General features: G+C 52.1%; 20 protein-coding genes. 11 read left to right on the top strand and 9 right to left on the bottom strand.

Features of this window, described 5'->3' with window-relative positions:
* The first annotated feature begins 1 nt into the window (after position 1).
* Positions 2 to 1,126 carry an ABC transporter permease gene (locus ACQE3D_RS18695; RefSeq protein ID WP_427551187.1) on the top strand — a complete coding sequence of 375 codons (1,125 nt, stop codon included), beginning with the start codon at positions 2 to 4 and terminating at the stop codon, positions 1,124 to 1,126.
* A 564-nt stretch (positions 1,127 to 1,690) separates the two neighbouring features.
* Here the strand turns inward: ACQE3D_RS18695 and ACQE3D_RS18690 are convergent.
* Positions 1,691 to 2,314, bottom strand: coding sequence for a tyrosine-type recombinase/integrase (locus ACQE3D_RS18690; RefSeq protein WP_427551185.1), 624 nt, complete (start codon positions 2,312 to 2,314; stop codon positions 1,691 to 1,693).
* 100 nt (positions 2,315 to 2,414) lie between these two features.
* Positions 2,415 to 2,540: a KfrB domain-containing protein gene (locus tag ACQE3D_RS18685; RefSeq protein WP_427551773.1), complete on the bottom strand. Its 126-nt coding sequence runs from the start codon at positions 2,538 to 2,540 to the stop codon at positions 2,415 to 2,417.
* Between the two features lie 66 nt (positions 2,541 to 2,606).
* On the opposite strand from ACQE3D_RS18685, the gene ACQE3D_RS18680 reads away from it, so the two are divergent.
* The 8 genes from ACQE3D_RS18680 (at position 2,607) to ACQE3D_RS18645 (ending at position 12,453) form a co-directional block, all read left to right on the top strand.
* The gene (locus tag ACQE3D_RS18680; RefSeq protein ID WP_427551183.1) at positions 2,607 to 3,185 is read left to right on the top strand and encodes an N-acetyltransferase family protein; all 579 of its coding nucleotides are present in this window, start codon (positions 2,607 to 2,609) and stop codon (positions 3,183 to 3,185) included.
* 447 nt (positions 3,186 to 3,632) lie between these two features.
* Positions 3,633 to 4,256 (top strand): TetR/AcrR family transcriptional regulator, encoded by a 624-nt coding sequence (locus ACQE3D_RS18675; protein WP_427551181.1) that lies wholly within the window; start codon positions 3,633 to 3,635, stop codon positions 4,254 to 4,256.
* Entirely contained in the window at positions 4,253 to 5,431 is a 1,179-nt protein-coding gene (locus tag ACQE3D_RS18670; RefSeq protein WP_427551179.1) for an efflux RND transporter periplasmic adaptor subunit, read from the top strand. Before ACQE3D_RS18675 ends, ACQE3D_RS18670 begins: the two co-directional genes overlap by 4 nt.
* Positions 5,428 to 8,478, top strand: coding sequence for an efflux RND transporter permease subunit (locus ACQE3D_RS18665; protein WP_427551178.1), 3,051 nt, complete (start codon positions 5,428 to 5,430; stop codon positions 8,476 to 8,478). The genes ACQE3D_RS18670 and ACQE3D_RS18665 overlap by 4 nt, the downstream gene beginning before the upstream one ends.
* 2 nt (positions 8,479 to 8,480) lie before the next feature.
* Positions 8,481 to 9,986: an efflux transporter outer membrane subunit gene (locus ACQE3D_RS18660; protein WP_427551176.1), complete on the top strand. Its 1,506-nt coding sequence runs from the start codon at positions 8,481 to 8,483 to the stop codon at positions 9,984 to 9,986.
* Positions 9,987 to 10,230: 244 nt separating this feature from the next.
* Positions 10,231 to 10,677 (top strand): hypothetical protein, encoded by a 447-nt coding sequence (locus ACQE3D_RS18655; RefSeq protein ID WP_256610831.1) that lies wholly within the window; start codon positions 10,231 to 10,233, stop codon positions 10,675 to 10,677.
* A 153-nt stretch (positions 10,678 to 10,830) separates the two neighbouring features.
* Positions 10,831 to 11,106, top strand: a complete 276-nt coding sequence (locus ACQE3D_RS18650) for a hypothetical protein (protein WP_427551174.1) — start codon at positions 10,831 to 10,833, stop codon at positions 11,104 to 11,106.
* A gap of 24 nt (positions 11,107 to 11,130) precedes the next feature.
* On the top strand, positions 11,131 to 12,453 hold the full coding sequence (locus ACQE3D_RS18645) for an HD-GYP domain-containing protein (RefSeq protein ID WP_427551173.1): 1,323 nt from the start codon (positions 11,131 to 11,133) through the stop codon (positions 12,451 to 12,453).
* A 588-nt stretch (positions 12,454 to 13,041) separates the two neighbouring features.
* Here ACQE3D_RS18645 and ACQE3D_RS18640 read toward each other — a convergent pair.
* The 6 genes from ACQE3D_RS18640 to ACQE3D_RS18615 form a co-directional block, all read right to left on the bottom strand.
* Positions 13,042 to 13,395: a hypothetical protein gene (locus ACQE3D_RS18640; protein ID WP_313729539.1), complete on the bottom strand. Its 354-nt coding sequence runs from the start codon at positions 13,393 to 13,395 to the stop codon at positions 13,042 to 13,044.
* Positions 13,396 to 13,509: 114 nt separating this feature from the next.
* A complete protein-coding gene (gene tnpC / locus ACQE3D_RS18635) occupies positions 13,510 to 15,069 on the bottom strand; it encodes an IS66 family transposase (RefSeq protein ID WP_255187168.1) in 1,560 nt (519 codons plus the stop codon).
* A gap of 31 nt (positions 15,070 to 15,100) precedes the next feature.
* Positions 15,101 to 15,418 carry an IS66 family insertion sequence element accessory protein TnpB gene (gene tnpB / locus ACQE3D_RS18630; RefSeq protein WP_269022628.1) on the bottom strand — a complete coding sequence of 106 codons (318 nt, stop codon included), beginning with the start codon at positions 15,416 to 15,418 and terminating at the stop codon, positions 15,101 to 15,103.
* 8 nt (positions 15,419 to 15,426) lie between these two features.
* Complete coding sequence (tnpA, locus tag ACQE3D_RS18625) at positions 15,427 to 15,837, bottom strand: IS66-like element accessory protein TnpA (RefSeq protein WP_313729540.1); 411 nt, start codon at positions 15,835 to 15,837, stop codon at positions 15,427 to 15,429.
* Positions 15,838 to 16,425: 588 nt separating this feature from the next.
* Positions 16,426 to 17,706, bottom strand: a complete 1,281-nt coding sequence (locus tag ACQE3D_RS18620) for a Y-family DNA polymerase (protein WP_313729541.1) — start codon at positions 17,704 to 17,706, stop codon at positions 16,426 to 16,428.
* Positions 17,707 to 18,216 (bottom strand): LexA family protein, encoded by a 510-nt coding sequence (locus ACQE3D_RS18615; RefSeq protein ID WP_313729542.1) that lies wholly within the window; start codon positions 18,214 to 18,216, stop codon positions 17,707 to 17,709.
* A gap of 152 nt (positions 18,217 to 18,368) precedes the next feature.
* Here ACQE3D_RS18615 and ACQE3D_RS18610 point away from each other — a divergent pair, with 152 nt between their 5' ends.
* Positions 18,369 to 19,022, top strand: a complete 654-nt coding sequence (locus tag ACQE3D_RS18610; RefSeq protein ID WP_313729543.1) for an SOS response-associated peptidase — start codon at positions 18,369 to 18,371, stop codon at positions 19,020 to 19,022.
* Positions 19,023 to 19,150: 128 nt separating this feature from the next.
* On the top strand, positions 19,151 to 19,894 hold the full coding sequence (locus tag ACQE3D_RS18605; RefSeq protein ID WP_313729544.1) for a hypothetical protein: 744 nt from the start codon (positions 19,151 to 19,153) through the stop codon (positions 19,892 to 19,894).
* Between the two features lie 230 nt (positions 19,895 to 20,124).
* Here ACQE3D_RS18605 and ACQE3D_RS18600 read toward each other — a convergent pair whose 3' ends face one another.
* Entirely contained in the window at positions 20,125 to 21,264 is a 1,140-nt protein-coding gene (locus tag ACQE3D_RS18600) for a hypothetical protein (protein WP_313729545.1), read from the bottom strand.
* Positions 21,265 to 21,386 lie beyond the last annotated feature (122 nt).

Raw genomic sequence — 21,386 nt, 5'->3', positions numbered from 1 at the left:
CATGTACTCTTTGCGCAATATATTTCATCTCGGTATCAAGGAAATACGCAGCCTAAGCCGCGACCCACTGATGCTGCTCATTATTGGCTTCATGTTTAGCGGCCAGATCTATGTAATCGCCAATGGCCTGCCGCAATCGCTCAATAAAGCGCCGATTGCCATCGTCGACGAAGACCAGTCGCCTTTATCGGAGCGTATTGCCAATGCCTTTTATCCGCCGCATTTTTTGGCACCAAAAATTATCGACCAGCATGCTGCCGATCCCGGTATGGATGCAGGACTTTACACCTTTGTATTAGATATTCCGCCCGATTTTCAACGCGACGTGTTGGCCGGACGGCGACCGACGATACAGCTCAATGTCGATGCCACCCGCATCTCACAAGCCTTTATCGGCAACAATTATGTGCAAAACATCGTCAATGGCGAAGTGTCGACATTCGGCCAAGGCCATCGCTCACCTGTAACTTTGCCTGTCGAACTGGAAATACGGACCTTATTCAATCCGAACCTAAACTCGGTCTGGTTTGGCTCAGTGATAGAACTGGTCAACAGCATCATCACACTTTCGCTTGCCCTTACGGGTGCGGCATTGATCCGAGAACGCGAGCATGGCACCATCGAGCACTTGTTGGTCATGCCGCTAACCCCGTTGGAAATCATGCTGGCGAAAGTATGGTCTATGGGGCTAATCGTGGTAATAGCAGGGACAGTGTCTATGATTGTTATCGTGCAAGGTTTGCTCGAAGTACCGCTACAAGGTTCGATGTTACTTTTTGTGGCCAGTATGACGCTCTTCCTGTTCACCACCACATCACTGGGTATTTTTCTCGGTACTGTGGCTCGGTCGATGCCGCAGCTCGGTTTATTATTGTTGATTATCCTGCTGCCGCTCGAAATGCTGTCCGGCGGACTTACTCCACGTGAAAGCATGCCGGAATTTGTGCAGAATATTATGCTAGTGGCGCCGACCACCCATTTCGTTTCGCTTTCCCAAGCCATCCTGTACCGAGGTGCTGGCATCAGTATCATCTGGCCGCAACTACTTTCCTTGATTGCTATTGGCAGTATTTTTTTCATCCTGGCTTTGACCCGCTTTCGCAAAACTATCGGTTCGATGGCCTGATAATTGGTCTGTTAGCCTAACGACATTAACGCTAATGCTGGATTTTATTGCACGTAACATAAAGCCACGAATAATAAATGCCAGTATTCGACGAAAAATGCATTCTCATTTGCATATCATATGAGAATCGAAGCACCTGTTTTTGTATTATTGTGAGCAGAAAATGGCATTTTCTGCTGACTTGGCAGGCTTAATTACAAGCCTATATAGTTTTTTTGAAAAACTTTTGACGGCATTATCGGATGTCAGCTCCTTGATGGTTATCTGTCATTCCCAGCCATTGCACGAGGGTCAGAAAAGGGTCGCCATTTGACTGTCGTCTCTTAAAGTTTATCGCCCGAAAGCCGTCATTGAATTCTGATACCCGAAAGCCGCCGTTCGTCACTGAGCCAAACCGACCCTTTGCTGCCTGTCGCGTTTCTCCAAACCGGTCAGTCAGTCGAATCCAGATTCTGCGAACTGGAGGTCTACAAAGCAGCCATCGAATCCGCCGCCCCCAGACTCGATGGATCGATATAAAAACGGCGGCTACATTTTGAGTAGCCGCCACTTTGAGTCAAGCCGCTAAATTTCAGTCTGCTCCGATATTTCTAGGGCGTCGTCAACTTCGATGCCTAGATACCTCACCGTGCTTTCGAGCTTAGTATGACCTAGCAATAGCTGGACGGCACGCAAGTTTTTTGTCCGACGGTAAATTAAGGTCGCTTTTGTCCGTCGCATGGTATGTGTGCCATAAGCAGCGGGATCAAGACCAATAGATGTCACCCAATGTTCAACTATTCGAGCATATTGCCGCGTCGAAAGGTGTGGCGAATGATGAATTCGACTTGGAAAAAGGTACTGATCGGATTTTAGTTGCGCCTGACTAATCCAATTGGCCAAAGAGTCTCTGGTTTGTTCCGTTATCTCAAATTGAACTGGTCGATGCGTTTTCTGCTGCATTATCATTGCGCGTGATGATACCCGGCCACCTTGGGCAACGTCGCAAACTTTAAGCTTGACCAAATCGCATCCCCGAAGCTTGCTATCAATAGCGAGGTTGAAGAGCGCCAGTTCGCGGGTATTTTTGGCCATCTGCAAACGAATACGTATGGCCCAAATTTCCTTTAATTTTAGTGGTGACTTCTGGCCAATCAACTTGCCTTTGTTCCAAGGATCATGTTGCGCGTTTTGATTTACTGGGTTCATGACAGTCTCCAAACAGTGGTTTTAGGAGATTATTGTCATACTACCGTGACTAACCCTTTGGAACGGGGCTGATCGGGCCTGACTTGCACCGGCTCAGTTGTCAACGTCCTCGACGGTAACTAATCGGGTTTTTTTCGCCTAGTGCCCGCACAGTGCTAAGCAAGCTTTGCTCATGCCGGATAATGGTTTTGCCGAGGGCTTGAAGCACATAAGGTTGATCGACGATTGACCGAACCGGTTAGGCGTCCTTTATAGTGTTGCTGTTAAAGATAATTTCCATCCAGATCGTAAAATGAATGACCAGTATCTTAGCAGTATCGACAACTTCAAAGAATTTACCCTGCCAATGCGGGATGGTGAGTTGGTCGATTTTAGGCCTGTCCGGCCTGACGACAAAGAAACTATACAACAAGGCATGTTGGCTTTATCCTTGAAATCGCGCTACTTCCGTTTCTTTTCTCCCATCATGAAACTAACCGATGCCCAATTGCAAAATTTTACAGAAATCGATCAACACGATCATGTTGCGTGGATTGCACACGCACATAATGAGCCTGAACATCAGGGCGTTGGGATTGCTCGGTTTATCCGTATTCAGGATCAGCCCACGATAGCTGAATTTGCTCTGGTAGTCATCGATAGTTATCAACATCGGGGGCTCGGAACTGTTCTACTTGCAATGCTCGATCGGATAGCCAGTAAAAAAGGCATAGAGATATTAAGAGGTTTCGTTCTTGCCGATAACTCAGTAATGTTTAGTTGGCTAAGCAGGCTAGGCGCCAGTGGGGTATGTGAAATTGACCGTTATCGAATGGACTTAACCGTTAATGGGGGCTTATTTTCTTTAACGGATTGGATCGAATCGGAGTGACAAGACCGCGCCCTTAACCGCTTCCACATTAGCGATCAGGCGGTTTCCGCAACCAGCGCTCGGAGCCAACGGCTTCCCCCCTCAGGGCTTGCCCTCTGCAGATACTTCCTACATTTATATGCGCCTCGCTTGGTTTGCCAACCGCAGCGTAGGCTTGGGCTCCTCATTCTCCAGATGTTTCCAGCCACTGAGGAAATAGCTGACGCGATTTCAGCTTGGAGACATTCATTCACTTCGTCAAAAACGCATCGGTGACTGGTAGAAGCTCCTAATATTGCGGACATTCGGTGTATTCCTTTTTCTACAAAGCTCCCTCTAACCCGTATATGGCATTGATGTAATCAAATGCCAGTTTCTCAACGCTACTAAGCTCCCTTGAAATTGTTTACTTGACAAATAATAACAACGGTTACTAAGATAACGCCGTTAAGTAAATAAATGGTGTTTATGAGCATATCCGAACGGCGTGAGCGGGATCGCCTGAAAGTCCGCAACAAAATTCTCGATGCGGCGCGCTGGTTATTTGCTAGCGAAGGTTACGACGCAGTAACGATGCGCCGCGTTGCCGAGGAAATTGAATATTCCCCCACCACTATTTATCTCCATTTCAAGGACAAGGATGCTTTGATTCGGGAACTGTGCCGGTTGGATATGTTGTCGTTGATGCAGGCGATCCAAAACGCTGCCGACGAGCCTGAGCCGCTGGAACGGCTGCGTAAGACCGGGATGGCTTACGTGACATTCGGCATCGAGTATCCCAATCACTTTCGGCTGATGTTTATGAGCAACCGGCTGCATGAAGTGGAACAACTGGCTGAAATGGGGCACGGCAATCCGGAGACCGACGCTTACCTGCTGCTGTTGAATACGTTTGAAGATGCCATCGCAAAGCAATTGCTGGCTTCCGAATTCACCGATCCCCATTTGTTGGCACAAGCTTTCTGGGCTGGCACGCACGGAGTCGTCGCCATTCATATCAACCTCTACGGCGACCCCTGGATAGAGTGGCGTAGTGTCGAAGATACCGCCAAAATGACCATTAACGCGATGATCAGAGGAGTGCAACGATGAATCACAAGGTTTTGATGTTCTCGGGTTACGCTAGGTTCGGCAACAGTTTCATTTGTAGCCGAACCTTCTGCACCCAAGCGACGCATCTATCGCAAGATTGGCATGCCAAACTCATTGCTATGGCAGCCTTAAGCGCAATTTTTCTGACGGCCTGTTCAGAATCCAAAACGGCCGACCCCCCGCCCCGACCGGTTCGAGTGGTCGAGGCGCAATACCGGCAAACGGCGACCACCGCTCGTTATTCCGGCGAAATCAGGGCTAGACACGAGAGTCCCTTGGCTTTCCAGGTTGGCGGCAAACTCGTCAAACGTCTGGTGGACGTGGGAGCTACCGTCGAACGTGGCCAATTATTGGCGACCTTGGACCAAGCCGACGTGCGTTTGGACGAAGCCGGGGCCGAGGCGCAACTGGCGGCGGCGCAGGCCGAGCTGGATCAGGCCCGCAAAGATCTTGGCCATCTCGCCAATCTGCAGGAAAAAGATCTGGCCAGTCCGGCCGCGTTGGAGCGGCGCCGCGACCAGGTTCGCAGCGCCGAAGCCCGTGTCGCCGCCTTGCACGCCTCGCTGGGAAGTTATGCCCGCAAATCCGCCTACGCGGAACTGCGGGCCGACCGTGCCGGCGTCATCACCGCCGTCGATGCCGAGCCGGGACAAATCATCGCCGCCGGTCAGGCCATCGTTCGTCTGGCGCAAACCGACGAAAAGGAAGTCGTGATCAGCGTGCCGGAAAACCGCTTACAGGACTTACGTACCGCCACTTCTATCAAGGTCAATCTGTGGGCGCAGCCTGAACATTTCTACCAGGGCCGGCTCCGGGAGGTCTCGCCGGGCGTGGATGAGGTACTGCGGACCTATACTGCCAAGGTATCGCTCGCGGACGCCGACGCTAGCGTCAGCTTGGGCATGACCGCTACCGTGCATGTACAAAAGGACGAGGCACGGCCCGCGGTTAGTCTGCCGTTGACGGCGCTGACCCAAGATAACGAAAAAACGGCGGTATGGGTGTTCGATCCCGTGACCAAAACCGTTAACCCTCGCGCCGTCACGGTGGCAGGATATGACAATGAGAATGCCAAATTGAACGAAGGGGTGAACGAGGGCGAAACCATCGTCACCGCCGGCGTGCACAAGTTGGTTGCGGGACAGAAGGTACGCCTGTTGGGAGTTAGCCCATGAAGTCATTGAATCTGTCCGACTGGGCCTTGCGCCATCAGTCTTTCATCGCCTATTTGTTGGTCGCCGTCTCCTTGGCAGGAACGTTGGCTTATTTCACACTGGGACGAGCCGAAGATCCGGATTTCACCATCAGGACCATGGTTGTCAGCGCCGAATGGCCGGGGGCGACGGCGCGGGAAATGGAACAACAGGTGACCGATCGCCTGGAAAAGAAATTGCAGGAGACGCCCTGGCTGGATTACGTGAAGAGTTACTCCGAGTCCGGCCGCTGCTTCATCTTCGTCAACCTCAAGGAATATGCCCCCAATGCACAAGTGCCCGATGCCTGGTATCAGGTGAGGAAGAAACTGAAAGACATCGCCCATACGCTGCCAGAGGGCGTGCGCGGGCCGTTTTTCAACGACGAGTTCGGCGACACCTACGGCACGATTTACGCTTTCACTGCCGACGGCTTTACTCATGCCGAACTAAAGGACGCCGTGGACGACGTGCGCCAGGAGCTGCTGAGAATTCCCAGTGTCGCCAAGGTCGATTTGATCGGCGTCCAGCAAGAGAAGGTCTATATCGAGGCTTCTCACCGTAAATTGGCAACGCTGGGCATAGACCCGATGATCATCGCCAAGACCCTGCGCGAGCAGAACGGCCTGAATCCCGCCGGCAGCATCGACACAGCCAGCGATAAGCTCTACCTGCGCGTCAGCGGCGACTTGAAATCGGTCGAGGCGATACGCGAAATCGGCATCGAAGCCAATGGTCGGCAGTTCCGGCTGGGCGACATCGCCCGGGTTTATCGCGGTTACGCCGAACCCATGACACCCAAGTTCCGTTACAGCGGAGAAGACGCCATTGGGTTAGCGGTATCGATGACCAAGGGCGGCGACATCCTGGCCTTGGGCGAACAACTATCCGCCGAGATCAACCGATTGTCGGCCAACCTGCCGGTCGGCATCGACGTGCATCAGGTATCCGATCAGCCGGGCGTCGTCAGGGAGTCCGTCGCCGAATTCATGAAGAGTCTGGAGGAGGCGCTGGTCATCGTGCTGGCGGTCAGCTTCCTGTCCCTGGGCTGGCGCACCGGCTTGGTGGTGGCCTTGTCCATCCCCTTGGTATTGGCTATTACCTTTTTGGTGATGAAGTTGTTGGGCATCGATTTGCAGCGCATATCGCTGGGCGCGCTGATCATCGCCTTGGGGCTCTTGGTGGACGATGCGATCATTTCGGTCGAGATGATGGTGGTGAAGATGGAACAGGGCTGGGACAGGATCAAGGCGGCGACCTTCGCCTACACCTCCACGGCCTTTCCGATGCTGACCGGCACCCTGGTGACGGCGGCGGCCTTCACGCCGGTCGGCTTCGCCAAGTCTTCCGCCGGCGAATATTGCTTCACGATTTTTGCGGTGGTGGGCATTGCCTTGTTGGTGTCCTGGCTGGTCGCCGTGATCTTCACGCCCTATATCGGTTATCTGCTATTACCGGATCTCACGGGTCACGGTGTGCAAGACGAGGCCGAGGTCTATAACCGCAGTATTTATCCGAAATTCCGGCGGCTGATGGCCGGCTGTCTGCGCCGCCGACGCTGGGTACTGACGGCGACCGCCGTGGCATTTGTGCTGGCGATGACTTCGTTCCATTGGGTCGAACAGCAGTTTTTCCCGTTTTCCGCACGTCCCGAAGTGCTGGTGGATCTTTGGCTGCCCCAGGGATCGTCCATCTTGACCACGGAGCGTGAAACCCAAAAAGCCGAAGCCTTGCTGAAAGACGATCCGGACATCGTCAACTACGTCAGTTACGTCGGTGCCGGCTCGCCCCGCTTTTACCTGCCCTTGGATCAACAATTGGAGCACGACAACTTTGCCCAGATCGTGATACTGACCAAGGATATGGCGGCGAGGGAAAAACTGATCGCCCGCTTGCTCGCCGCGTTCGACAACGACTTTACCTTGCTGCGCGCCCGCGTCAACCGGCTGGAAAACGGGCCGCCGGTCGGCTTTCCGGTCCAGTTTAGGGTGTCGGGGCGCGACATCAAACAAACCCGCGCCATTGCCGAGGAAGTTGCCCAGGTCATGCGCGGCAATCCGCATACACTGGACGTGCAGATGGATTGGAGCGAGCCCAGCAAGGCGGTGCGTCTGGACGTGGATCAGGATAAGGCGCGGGTATTGGGCGTCAGTTCCAAGGACATTTCCCTGGCACTCAATACCGAGCTGTCGGGATTCGGAATCACCGATTACCGGGAAAACAACAAATTGATCGAGGTGCTGGGCCGCGGCGAACCCGGCGAGCGCAACGACCCGTCGTTGATCGAGGAGATCAATATCCAGACCCGAAACGGCAAGTCGGTGCCGCTGAGCCAGTTGGTGCGTGCCGAATACGGTTTCGAGGAAGGCATCATCTGGCGCCGCGACCGTTTCCCGACCTTCACGGTGCGCAGCGACATCCGCGACGACACTCAAGCGCCGGAAGTGACCGCTCAAATCGAGCCATTGTTGCAAGCCCTGCGCGCCAAACTGCCCGACGGCTATCGGATAGAAGTGGGCGGCGCGGTGGAGAGCAGCCAGAAGGCTCAGGCCTCGATCAATGCGGTGATGCCGGTGATGCTGTTCGGCCTGGCGACCTTGCTGATGATGCAGTTGCAGAGCGTCAAGCGTACCGCGATGGTACTGTTGACGGCGCCGCTAGGACTGATAGGCGTGGCGGCCTTTCTATTGATCTTCGATCAGCCTTTCGGCTTTGTCGCCACATTGGGCGTGATTGCACTGGCCGGGATGATCATGCGCAATTCGGTGATCCTGGTCGATCAGATCGAGCATGACATCGCCGCCGGCGTCAGGCCTTGGGATGCAGTGATCGAGTCCGCCGTGCGCCGCTTGCGCCCTATCGTGCTGACCGCCGCCGCGGCAATCCTCGCGATGATCCCCCTGGCCGGTAGCGTGTTTTGGGGACCGATGGCCGTGGTGATCATGGGCGGCTTATTGGTGGCTACTGTGCTGACCTTGATATTCCTGCCGGCTTTGTATGTGGCTTGGTTTGGGATACGGGAGGAATGAAGATGGCTATGCACTTTTCTGAGTCCTGCGCGGCGCGCGGGAATGAGACCACACTTATTTTTCGGCGGCTAAGTCTGCTGGGTCTTGCCGTCTTGCTCACCGCCTGCGCGGTGGGCCCAGATTATCAGCCGCCGCAGCCGGCCATGCCGGAACGCTGGACCGAAGCGGCCCCGGCAACCACCGTCGCTGCCGCTAATGAACTGGCGCAATGGTGGCGGGGCTTCAACGACGACAGGCTGAATCGGCTGGTCGAGCGGGCGCTGCAAGGCAACCTCGATCTCAAGGCGGCAGGAGCCCGCATCCAGGCCGCCAGAGCTCAACGCGATGTGACCGACGCGGAACGCTGGCCCAGCGTCAACGCCTCCAGCGCTTTTCAACGGCAACGGATCAGCCCCAATGCCTTACTGGGTGCGCTGGGTTCGATACAAGGAGGAGGCCAAGGTAAGAACGGTCTGCTTTCCACGCTGGGTCCTCTCGGCACGCCGTTTAACCTGTTCCAGGCCGGTTTCGACAGCTCCTGGGAACTGGACCTATTCGGCGGCATCCGCCGTCAACAGGAAGCGGCTGAAGCCAACGCCGAGGCGATAGCCGATAGCCAGCTCGACGTACAAGTCAGCCTAGCCGCCGAAGTGGTTAGGACCTATCTGGAATTAACGGCGCTGCATTCCCGGCTGGCTATAGCCGAAGATAACCTGAAAAACCAGCGTGAGATCTTGCGTCTGGCCGAGGCCGGCTTTCAGGAAGGCATGGCGACGGCACTGGATGTGCAGCGGGCGAAAGCTGAATTGGAAACGGCCGAGGGCAGCGTTGCACCTATCTCAGCGCAGATCAAGAATACCCGGCATGCTCTGGCGCTGTTGGCCGGATTGCCGCCTGCCGGATTGGAAGGCGAATTGGCAGAAGTCCAGGCGGCGATTCCCGTCCCGCCTGCCGTTCAGCCAGGCATGCCCTCCGATTTGCTGCGGCGGCGGCCCGACATCCGCCAGGCCGAACGCACGGTAGCATCGGCTTCCGCATCCATCGGTGCGGCGGTGGCGGAATTATTCCCCAAATTATCCCTGACCGGTGCGGCCGGCTTTCAGAGCCAGGATTTGAGCAACTTCACCAGCCTGTCCAGCGGTTTCTACGGCTTCGGTCCGCGCGTTTCGCTGCCCATTTTCCAGGCCGGTCGCCTGCTGGCGAACATCGATGCTCAAGAAGCCCGTCACCAGGAAGCGCTGATGGCCTATGAAAAATCGGTTTTAGCGGCGCTGCGGGAAGTCGAAGACGGGCTGTCCACGCTGCAGGGCGAACACAGCCGGCGGTTGGCCCTGGAAAGCGCCGTGCAGTCGGCAAAAAAGGCCGCGGAAACCGCGGAGGCTTATTACTCCGAAGGCGAGGCCGATCTCTCAAGTGTGCTGGATAGCCGCCGCAGTTGGCACAATGCCCGCGAGCAACTGTTGCAAAGCCGTTTGGCGTGGGCGACGGGGCATGTTGCTTTATATAAAGCTTTGGGCGGGGGATGGTGACAGTAGCTTTACTTCGCATGAAACGGGGGTGCGTAACTACTATATCGTAGGAGAAGGTATCGATCTGCTGCGGTGCCTTCTCAAAGGGGATGGGTTTCTACGACCTAAGTCTCGGCTTACTGGCACTCGTCATCGCCATTCCGGTAATCCAGGGCATGAGCGGCGCACTGCCGAAAGAGCAGTAGTGTTGTTCGCGCGGAAAAACCAACGGACTTTTCATATCCATCAATAAAAGGTAGCAACAATGGATCAATCTATCATCAGCGGGCTTTCCGCTGTTCTCGGGTCTTTGGTAGGTGGAGTTTCCAGCATCGCGACCGCGCGGTTTACTCAAAAAGCCCAGAGCAAGCGTGAATCGATCAATGCTGAAATACGCCGGCGCGAACTGGTCTATACCGAGTTCATTGATGAATGCTCCAAGTTGGCGATGGATGCCTTCGATCGCACGCTGGAGCATCCCGAAACCCTGATGAATGCCTATGCGCTGCTGAACCGTATCCGACTTACTTCTTCGGATTCGGTCGTTGATGCCGCGGACCAAACGATAAAGCGTATCGTGGAACAGTATTTTCGACCCAAACTGTCTATAGAAGAACTACCCAAAATGGCGGCTTCTGGACTTGCAGACCCGCTGAAAGACTTCAGTTTTGGCGCCAGGCAGGAACTGCTCCGACTGAGCCGTGATAGCTAAGCTTCCGGAGCCAGTGTTCCGAGTTTATAAAGCAGCCTCGGCCACGCACCATGACGTTGGTCATCTGCGACGAAGACCGCTCATTGCTCAGTAAACACTAATTTCATCTGCAAATCGTTAGCGCCGTAAATCCAACAATTAGGAGGAATTAACATGACTGAATTTTCAAACGACCAGGGCATCGCAATAGTGCTGCTGGAAAAACTTACCAGTGAGATCATACCAAGAGCCAAAAGCATTCAGGAAAGGCTGGCAAATGGGGAGCATTTAGATCATTGGGATAGGCAGTTTTTGGAGGACTTGATTAGGGATGCCCAACGAATTAAACCATTAGTAGACCAGCATCCTGAGTATCAAGCGTTATATGCCCAAGTTGCTCATTTGTATAAACAGATTACTGATCAAGCATTATTGAATGAAAAAAATTAGAATCGCATACCAATTGGCGTATCGATGAAATCACGAATTGGTTCTTTACGGAAGAGTTTGATAGTCCGGCTAATAGCCTTGTCGGCCGTGGTGTCCATTCTGGTTGGCGGCGGCGTATTTTGGCTGGAGCGCGGGCGGTTCGAAGCCGTCATCGCCGAGCGCACCCATCTCGCCATCGAATTACTGAAACTACGGATCCAGGATATTGAGGCACTCAGCCATCGCCCCTGGGAATCGCAGGTACAGCAAGCGGTGGACGATTTGCGGAAAGTTTCCACGAACAGTGCCTTCGGGCATTTTGTCTGGTTATCGATTCACAATGCCAAAGGCCTGGAAATTGGGCGCATGGAAGATTTGGACTATCCCCAGCTACAAACTCTGATTCAGAACCATGATCGACAAGCCGCCGCTAGCGGAAACAAGCTTGCCTTGACGCCATTGATAGGGCCTGACGGCAACCCCGTGTATGCGATTGGCTTGAACATCATGGATGCCGATGGCCGAATCGTGGCGACATTAAGGGGTCTTTATTCGGTTGCTCCGCAGGCTATCGCGGAATTATGGCGCGATATTATCCATTCGGTTGCCGTTTCGGTATTGCTGGTGATGCTGGTGACCTCTTTGCATTATCCGGTGGTGCGCCGCTTATTCGATCACCTTGGACGATTATCGATACATCTGCTGGATGCGAATCTGGAAACCTTACAAGCTTTTGGCAGTGCGATTGCCAAACGCGATAGCGAGACCGACGCGCATAATTTTAGGGTGACTATTTATGCCGTCAGGCTAGCCGAGGCGGCTGGATTGAACGCCGGCCGTATTCGCACGCTAATTAAGGGCGCTTTTTTGCATGACATTGGCAAAATTGCCATCCGGGATCATATATTGCTGAAACCCGGAAAGCTGGATGCCGGCGAATTCGAAGTCATGAAAACCCACGTTTTGCATGGACTGGACATCATCAATCATTGCCAATGGTTACGCGATGCCGGCGATGTCGTCGGTAACCATCATGAAAGATTCGACGGCAGCGGTTACTATTCAGGTCTGAAAACACAGGAAATTCCGCTGGCGGCACGTATTTTCGCCATCGTTGATGTCTTCGACGCCTTGACGTCGGTGCGTCCCTACAAAATGGCATTGAGCTACGAAGATTCGATAGATCACCTCCAGCGAGAGGCTGGCAAGCATTTTGATCCGGAGTTGTTAAACATTTTCGTGGGCATTGTGGAGCCTTTATACCATCGCTTCGCGCGGCATGAAGACGATGCCAGAAATGAATTGGCAGACATCATTCAACGATACTTTAAATGCGATATTTCTGATCTATTTGACGAAAATCTTTAACTTATTGTCATGGTCCAGCATCAGATCGCGGCAGAGTGGTATATCCCTCGAACTGTCTGACACCTGCCGCTAACGGCCTACAACTCTTGGTCGCGGTGAGACAGTCATAACAGCTTTTGCTCGCCGAATACCGGACATTCCGCGGAGCCTTAGGATACCTGAACTATTGAAATTGGATAGTTACCCCGACAGGCGGGTTTTGGCCGGGCTAAGCCGAAGACGTCTCAAGATTGCTTGCCGAAAAACCGCCATTCGTTGCAGATAGGGATCAAAATTTTCGCCACCATCACCACCGGCCGGTTTTGGCCGTAGTGGCTCAACCATAATGTCAAATTGCTCGCCGAAAACCGGACATTCAATTGGATTACGGGATGCCTTAAATAACAAAACTGGAAAGTTACCCCGGCCGACTGCTTTTGGCCGATAGGTTGAGATCGCCAACGGCGGCTTTGTGGCTCTACGGCTCACAGAGTCTAACTTCGACCGACTGGCTGCTTTGGAGAGGTGCGAGAGGCTGCTGCCGACCATAAAGCGGAGAACTACATTTCGGCTAGCAAGGTCCGGAGTGGGCTTTCGCTACTACCCGCATTAGCACTGCAAGCTTTCAATGGCTAGCTTCCTCGCAATTTCCTCAGCCTTACAAGCAGCCTCTAGTCTAGCCAGTTCACCGCTTTTCTCCATTAGCTCGTAAGAATATGCATCAACTGGTCCGCTATACTTCATCTCGCGATGGGCTGCTAAACCGTCCTCTTTTGACCACAGCGCACCTTCAGTGTTGATCCCCCGGTCTTGGCTCATTTGCAAAATTGCCAGCAATTCTTTTGGCGACTTGTAAAAATAAGAACACTTCTCTTGCACCCATTCCAACGTATAAAAATCGGCATCTTCGGGGTCATGCCGTTTATAAATATCAGCTATCGCCTGTAAAATTTCACGGGACATAATATTTCCTCCAACTTATTTTGATCGGGTTTTTTCAAAGGCATAAATAAGGATAGCGGTAAGCGCCCTTTAAACGACGCTATTGAATTTCAGTACAAAGCCGTACGAGTTTGATTAGGCCGTTGGATTGGCGAGACGCCAAGGCAGCAATGCTTCGAAGTCTTCGACGGCTTTTGCCCGGGGCAACTGACGGAATAACTCAACCAGATAGGCGTAAGGCTCGATGCCGTTGGCTTTGCAGGTTTCGATCAGCGAGTAGAGATTGGCGCTGGCTTGGGCACCGGCCACCGTGTCGCAAAATAACCAGTTGCGGCGCCCCACCACGAAGGGACGTATGGCGTTTTCGCAGAGATTGTTGTCTATGGGCCAGGCACCATTGTCGACGAAACGCGTCAATTTGGGCCATTGCGACGACAGATAATGCAGGGCCTTGCCCAGCAAACTGCCGGGCGTCACCGAGTGCAGATGCTGTAGCAGCAAGCCTTCGATCTTGGCTAAAACCGGTCGGCTTTGTTCCTGGCGCCGTTGTCTGCGCTGTTCGGCGCTGAGGTCTTTGGCCTTGGCTTCGATGGCATACAACTCGCTCATCGCGGTGATAAACTGCGTCGCGGGTTGCTGTGCGTTACGTGCGGCTTTGGGGATGGCCGCTTCCGCTTCGACGAAATAACGGCGTGCATGCGCCCAGCAGCCGAGATGAACCGCACCGCGCGCGGCGGCAATGGCGTTATACACTTCATAGCCATCGCTCATCAGTGCTACACCTGACCTAATGCCTTCATACAGGGGGTGCGCATGAGTTCCGCCGCGCCCCGGCGTGTAGCTGAACAGCCGGATCGGCGGGCCGGAACCGGTCATCTGTGCCCACAGGTAGCTCTTGCTTTGCGCGGCTCTCCCAGATTCTTTGAGCACCTGAATGACGGTTTCGTCGCCCAGGATCAGGTCGGCGTCCAGCAGATGGTCGCGCAGCAAATTGATCACTGGCTGCACCGCCTGACCGACCCGCACCATGCTGGCCGCCAGGGTGGTACGCGACAGATCGCCACCGAATCGGCCTAATAGTGCGGCTTGCCGATACAGCGGCAGACTATCCTGATATTTGGCGGTGACCACCCAGGCCAATGCCGCTTCGGTGAGTAAGCCCTTGGGGATAATACGCGCCGGTGCCGGCGTGACCCGAATGCTGTCATCGCAGCAAGGGCAGGCATATTTGACGCGGTGATGTTGAATGACTCGCACTTGTTGCGGAACGATGTCGAGCTGCTCGCTGATTTCAGTGCCGATTTCTACCAGATACGCACCATCATGAGTACACACGCGTTCGGCTTCCGGTAGTTCGTGGCGCACGATCTCGCGCGGCAGGTGGGGATCAAGGGGTTTGCGGCCGCGCTTTTGACGGCTATGACCGGCGACTTCAACCGCTTCGGGCGTGACTTCCTCGGCAATCGGCACACCTTGGGGGGCCAGCGCTTCGGCTTCGTTCAGAAACAGATCGCGTTGAGCCGGATTGGCCCTGGCCTCGGACTTGGCGGCAAACAGACGATGCAAAAAGGCATCCAGGCGTTCTTTCAACAGATCACGCTCGACCGTCATCAACCGCAGTTGATGGGCCAGCCGTTGCTGTTCGCCCAGCAAGGCCTGATACTCTTCGGTGGACAGCGTGATGGCGGTCGTCATGCCGCTATTTTACAGGCTTTACACCATCACTTCAGCCTACGTGGGTATAGTTTCGAGTCGGATGCGGCCGCATCGCTGCCAGATCAATTCCTGCTAACAGCCAGTGGAGTTGCTCGACCGTCAAGGTCACCACAGCGGCTTCTTTCGGCCAGCGAAATCGATCGGCCTCCAGCCGCTTGATCATCAACCAGAATCCGGTACGATCCCACAACAGCAGCTTGATCCGATCCCGCCGACGATTGCTGAACACGTAGATGGCCGGCTCAAACGGATTCAACCCCAACGCATGCTCAACCAGCAGCGCCAAACCATTGATGGCTTTGCGGCCATCGACCGGTTCTCGGTGCAAGTAGACCTTTAACCCGGGCTCGAAACGGAACATGTCAAAGCGGCCAGATCATTCAATAAAGGGGAAAGATCGGTCAAACCAACACCCTGCAGTTCCAGTTTAACCCCATTGGGTAACGCCACATGGAGAGTGGCTTTTACCGGCTTTGTCACCGCCATTGACAGAACCGGTGCGAAGGCCGATAGCGTGGCCGGGATACTTGGCGGCACTGAGCTGGAATTTTCACGGTACTGGTTAATCCATTTACGCAGCAGATTGGCATTGATGCCGTGTGCCAGTGCCATCCGGGCTACCGAAACACCCGGTTGTAGACAGGCTTCAACGAGCTCCCGTTTGGCTTCCGGATCATAACGACAACGGCCATTGCTCCGATGTCCCACCACCAGTGGTCGCGATAATCGACTCTTGTTCTCCATCATAGGTGTCCACCTTGTTATACGTGGACACTATCTTCTGTGATTTCAATCAGGAACTATAGACGCTGTTGAAAGAGCGCTTACGGATAGCGTAACCCAACTCAGGCTATGTTTACGTGCTATCAATGATCGTTAATGGAGAATCGCAGCTGATCAAAGGTTCGAAGATAGGTACCGATAGCGACGACCATGGGCAGCGTCACCAATACAACAACCAGAGTCATGATTGTTTGATGTCTCATGTCCGTCTGTGACGCCCAACGTAAACCTAACATGTTGACTGTCACCGCATCCCTAGGTCAGGCGTTCGAGTCATCTTAATCTTACGTAATATTCCGTACATAACGCTTCGACTTTCAATAATAGATTAGATTTTTGACCAAACACCAAGCCAAATCATTGGTGACAATGAGCTAGTTTGCAGTCAGTGACCATAGATTATTCTTCGGCTACTCTTGGCCTGCTGCCGGAGGCCTAGAGAGTCGTCTTCGAAGAGGCGAGACTCTAAGATGCTTGGGCTTGTGTCTGCATTGGCGAAAACGTATGTCGGGTGAGGAATGAAATAGCGATTACAAAAGCATAAGATTTTCTTCAAATTTGAACCGTCAGCAATTCCTTGATATTGGTGGTGTAGGACGGCGATTTGAATTGTTGACGCATCTGCCAACGCTTACTAAGCATTTCACTCGCATAGCGAATGGTGCGTTTCCCATGTTTGCGGTTAATGTCGTCCAGTGCGGTCATCAGCTGATCAGATCGCAGGTTGTTTTCACCGCTGTCAAATAACGACAGCTGCGCGACATTTGCTGACCATAAGTCAGGCAATAGAATACCGGCACGTTGATAAGAAAAGCCACGTCTAAAAATCCGCTTCAAACCTTGTTGAGCGGCTGCATTCAATCGCGCGGTATCACTGGTTGGACGATCAAACTCAATCGTTGCACTATTGGAATATTGCGGGTTGCGGGTATCAAACGGACTGGTATGAATAAACACCGTCAATACGTGCGTGGTCAATTGCTGTTGTCGGCACTTTTCCGCAGAGCGCGAAGCAAAGTGTGTCACCGCTGCGCGTAAATCGTCGTACTTTGTCAATCGCTCACCAAAGCTACGCGAAGTCAGAATCTGTTTTTTCGGTGCGGGCATTTCTTCTAAGGCAATACAGGAAATACCGTTCAACTCCGTCACAATGCGTTCCATCACTACACCAAAATGTTGACGTAGCTGTTTTGGATCAGATTGCTTGAGTGCTAATGCATGATGAATACCAATTTGGTTGAGTTTGTCTTTCCAACGTCTGGAAATACCCCAAAGGTCATCCAGCGCAATGGTTTTTAACACTGCATCGGGATCAGCAATATCGCGCCAGTCCAGAGCGGGCCCATGTTTGGAATGACCTTTTTTCGCTAACCGATTGGCTAACTTCGCTAAGGTCTTAGTTGGCGCAATGCCAATGGAAATCGGTATACCTGTCCATTGCTTTACAATCGCACAAATCTCTAAACTATACTCCGTCAGGTTTTGTGGCAGTCCGGTAAAATCCAAAAAGCATTCGTCAATGGAATAGACTTCAATTCTTGGCGCATAGCGTGATAAGGTTTGAACGACTCGCTGAGAAAAGTCACCGTATAACGCATAGTTGCTGGAAAATACCGCAATGCCTTCTTGCTTGGCATACGGCTCAATTTTGAAATAAGGGGCACCCATTTTGATACCCAGGGCTTTGGCCTCGTTACTTCTGGCAATCACGCAACCGTCATTATTGGATAGCACTACAACCGGTTTACCGTTTAATTTGGGCTGAAAAACCCGTTCACAGCTGGCGTAAAAATTGTTGCAATCCGCTATCGCGAATATGGGTACTGGAGTCATCTATACCGGTAGCGAACGAATCACGTTTTTGACCACACCCCAAATATGCAACTCCATGCCTTCTTTAATCTGGAAGTCAGGATAGTCGGGATTTTTTGATCGCAACCAAATTTCATCGGTAGTCGTATCTAGCGCTTTAACGGTGACTTCACCGTCTATCACCGCAACCACGATACTATTGCTGTTTGGACGTAAAGAACGATCTACCACCAACATATCACCATCATTGATGCCTGCACCGGTCATGGAATGACCTTTTACTTTAACGAAGAAGGTGGCTGGTGGATTGCTGATGCAATGTTGATTGAGGTCTATCGTCGATTCCAAATGATCATCAGCCGGTGATGGAAAACCCGCAGGCACTTTAGACGTGAATAACGGTAATTCAAGCGTACTCAGTTGCTGTTGAGGTTCCAGAATCGGCAGTTCCAGATCGTCAGACCATAGTGCAGCACTATTCAATGGCTTCGTATTGCGTGGTTGATAGCTTGATATAGAAATGACGCTCATGCTTATATCCCAAATTCGTGGTTCTGATGAGGGCAAGCAGTGTACCTCAAAAACGGAATTGTTTTGTATTTGTTCTTATTTGTTGTGGTGTTTGGTTGTTATGCATTTCTGACGTTTAATAGTGCCAGTCGTTAATTACGGAGGCATTTGCAATGTGCGGTCGTTATCAGCTCACAGCAACCCCTGAAAGCATTGCTGAACATTTTGAGTTGCCACGCTTGCCTCGCTTTCAAGCTAGCTACAACATTACCCCTGCGCAAAAAATCCTGTGCATCGTTGAGCTAGACGATAAATCGCTAAAATCGGTAAACCTGTTTTGGGGGTTAGTGCCGTCATGGTCAAAAGATGATAAACACAGCCATCACCTCATCAACGCACGAGCAGAAACCATTAGAGAGAAACCCAGTTTTCGTGCTGCCTTCCTTAAGCGACGCAGCTTAGTCGTCGCAAGAGGTTTTTATGAGTGGCAGAAATTGGAAACGCATAAACAAGCGTTTCATATCCACCGGCAAGACAATCAGTTATTTGCCTTTGCTGGACTTTGGGAACATTGGGAGCACGAAGCGCAAACACTGTATTCCTGTACCATCATCACGACCGCAGCAACGCAACTGATGCAACCGATTCATGAACGTATGCCGGTGATCATGCCTGCAAACCATTACCGGGATTGGCTGGATAAATCAGCCACTGACGATGACGTGTTTCACTTACTGGATAATCAGGCGTACGCTGATATGACTACAACACCGATCAGCGATTATGTAAACAATCCAAGGCATGATGATGAGCGGTGTATGGAATAGCTTCTGGTCATGCAGTTTGGCCGTTCTAAGCTGAGTCTTATTCATTCTGCTCTACTGAAATTAACGGAGGCGTTATCGGTAGACAAGGCTAATAAAACACGCCTTTTTATTTCTTAGGAGCCATTTAGATGCTGAAAAGATGCTGGTTTGGTATTTATGTTGTATTGCTACCCAGTCTTGGATGGTCGAATGATTTCTCGACCAACCAGGACAATATCAAACCCGGCAACATTGTCATCATCGGCGAAAGCCACCAGAAACCGGAATCAACACAGCTTTTCGCTCTACTGGTTGATGCGGCGCTGGAAAGACATCAATGCCTGACTGTCGGACTCGAAATTAACCGCAATCAACAACCCGTCATCGATGCTGTAACCCATGGCGAAGCACAGGTAGCGGAGATTAAAGTACCGTATGCCATCGATCATCCAGGTATGCGAAAACTGATTGATTATCTAGTCACGCTCAAATCGAAATTTCCATGCTTGAGAATCGAGGCCATTGACGCCGATCAAGACCGCGACGTAAATATGGCCAACCGATTATCTGAGTTCCCACGCGACAAGCCAATACTGGCTCTTTTGGGTGGACTACACACATTGAAAAAGGTTAAGTGGACGGTCAAAAGCGGAGAACCCTTTGTTGCCGAGATACTGGCTGACCATGGCTATCAAGTTAATTCCTATCCGCAAAATTGGCAGCCTGAGAGGTGCGAGAACGGACAGGGAAGATCAAGCCGATACGTTAATGCCGACGATCCGGCAGCATTGCAGATTCTGAATGAGTCCTTCATGTCGCTGATCAACGCCAAGCGTCATCAATCAACGCAGGATGTTGTCGATGGGTTTTTGCTTTGGGAATGCGATCTTTAGTTGTTTTTCCGACTAGTCAATCATGATGCTTGTGGCTGCAGCTCTCGAAGGCGCACTAATCGCACCACTGAGTGACTTTTTAACAAGCAATAATCCTCGCAGCCCGGCTTTTGACCATGACCGCGAGGGTATGCCAGCTGATTCAAGCCATTTCATGTAAATTCTGGGCGCTACATCTGACCCTCTTCAAAGGCCATCAGGCTGCCATCATCATGTTCAACCCAAATGACTCAGCATATAAAGAACGTTTGAGGCTCCTCTGGTTCCAATTGTCTGGACATCGATTCACAATAGTGTTGGAAATTCCCCGTGAATTCGATGGCAGGAAGAAGATTGTTGTCAATCACGTGAGGAATATTGAGATTGGTCAGTAGCCCGTTGATGTCTTCGAATACTGACTTAGCGTCATCGGTTGTCAAGAGCGGCCAAACGTAAACGGTTGACAATTCTTTTTCACGATCAAAAAAAGCCGCCCGTATTTCCGTGGGTATGCCATCGACGCCATGTTTACTGAGCAGGACTTTTGACACGGGATAATCTTGGGCTTTCATATTTAGCTTATAGAAGATATCAAGCTCATTGAGTAAATGAATCCCGCGCGAGGCGGCAATACTCAGCGGATTGGGTTTTTCAATCTCCCAGACATTGTGACCAGTTTGTTCATCCATCTCCTCTTTAAAGGCCTCTGACCATTCTTCGGCAAATCCGCCAACGTCATCCGATTGGGGCTGTTCACAAAAAAGAGGCGTTAATGCCTGATCGCTAATCAACACACCCACCAGGAAGCGCAAAATGAGGTCCCCCTCCGGACTCTCCGAGGGCTTCATAACAAAAGAACGGCGTGATTCCGATGTTGAAATTTCGCCTTCGGCTTGCTCGATCAACTGCTGGTTGAGCTGGCGAATTTGGCTAGGTAACCAGTTGATGTCTTCAAGGCTGAATAATTCGTCGTGAATGGCGAGAGTTTGTCCATCATTGATCAGCCCATGGCTTTGAAGCAATTGTCTAATGCGTTCGGGGTCTTCAATACGCTTAGGTAAAGCCTTTCCAGGATGGGGCTCGATGACCATCGGAATGGCGAATACGATCGACTCTGCATTCGGCATAGACGGCAATCTCACCCGAATGCGTTCGGCGAGCGAAACAATGCGCTCATTTAATAGCGAAAATACGTGCAAACCTTCCGCTTGTCGTAAAGCGCTTACCAAAATATCGTCCTGGCCATTTGCAATACAGGACTCAATAAACGCTCGAAAAAGTGAATCGAGCTCAGGCGACGTTGGGTTCAGGGCGACTGTCTTAGCGGTTAACGTAATGAATTTAACCAAAGGATCCGACGTAGCGGTGTCGTTAATAGAACGGTTTAACATGATAATGCTCCTGGGTTGTGTTGAGGTTGAGGGGTAAAACAAGTTTGGGGTTTTGCCTGAGCCTGGGGTTATGCGCCGGATGTGTGTGGATCATGCCGTGCAGAAAACAGATGACATTCATG

Source organism: Methylomonas sp. MS20 (assembly GCF_050275925.1).
In the GTDB taxonomy this organism is placed as follows: Bacteria; Pseudomonadota; Gammaproteobacteria; order Methylococcales; family Methylomonadaceae; genus Methylomonas; species Methylomonas koyamae_A.
Note: the sequence above shows the minus strand (reverse complement) of the source record. Positions and strands in the feature narration are given on the sequence as shown.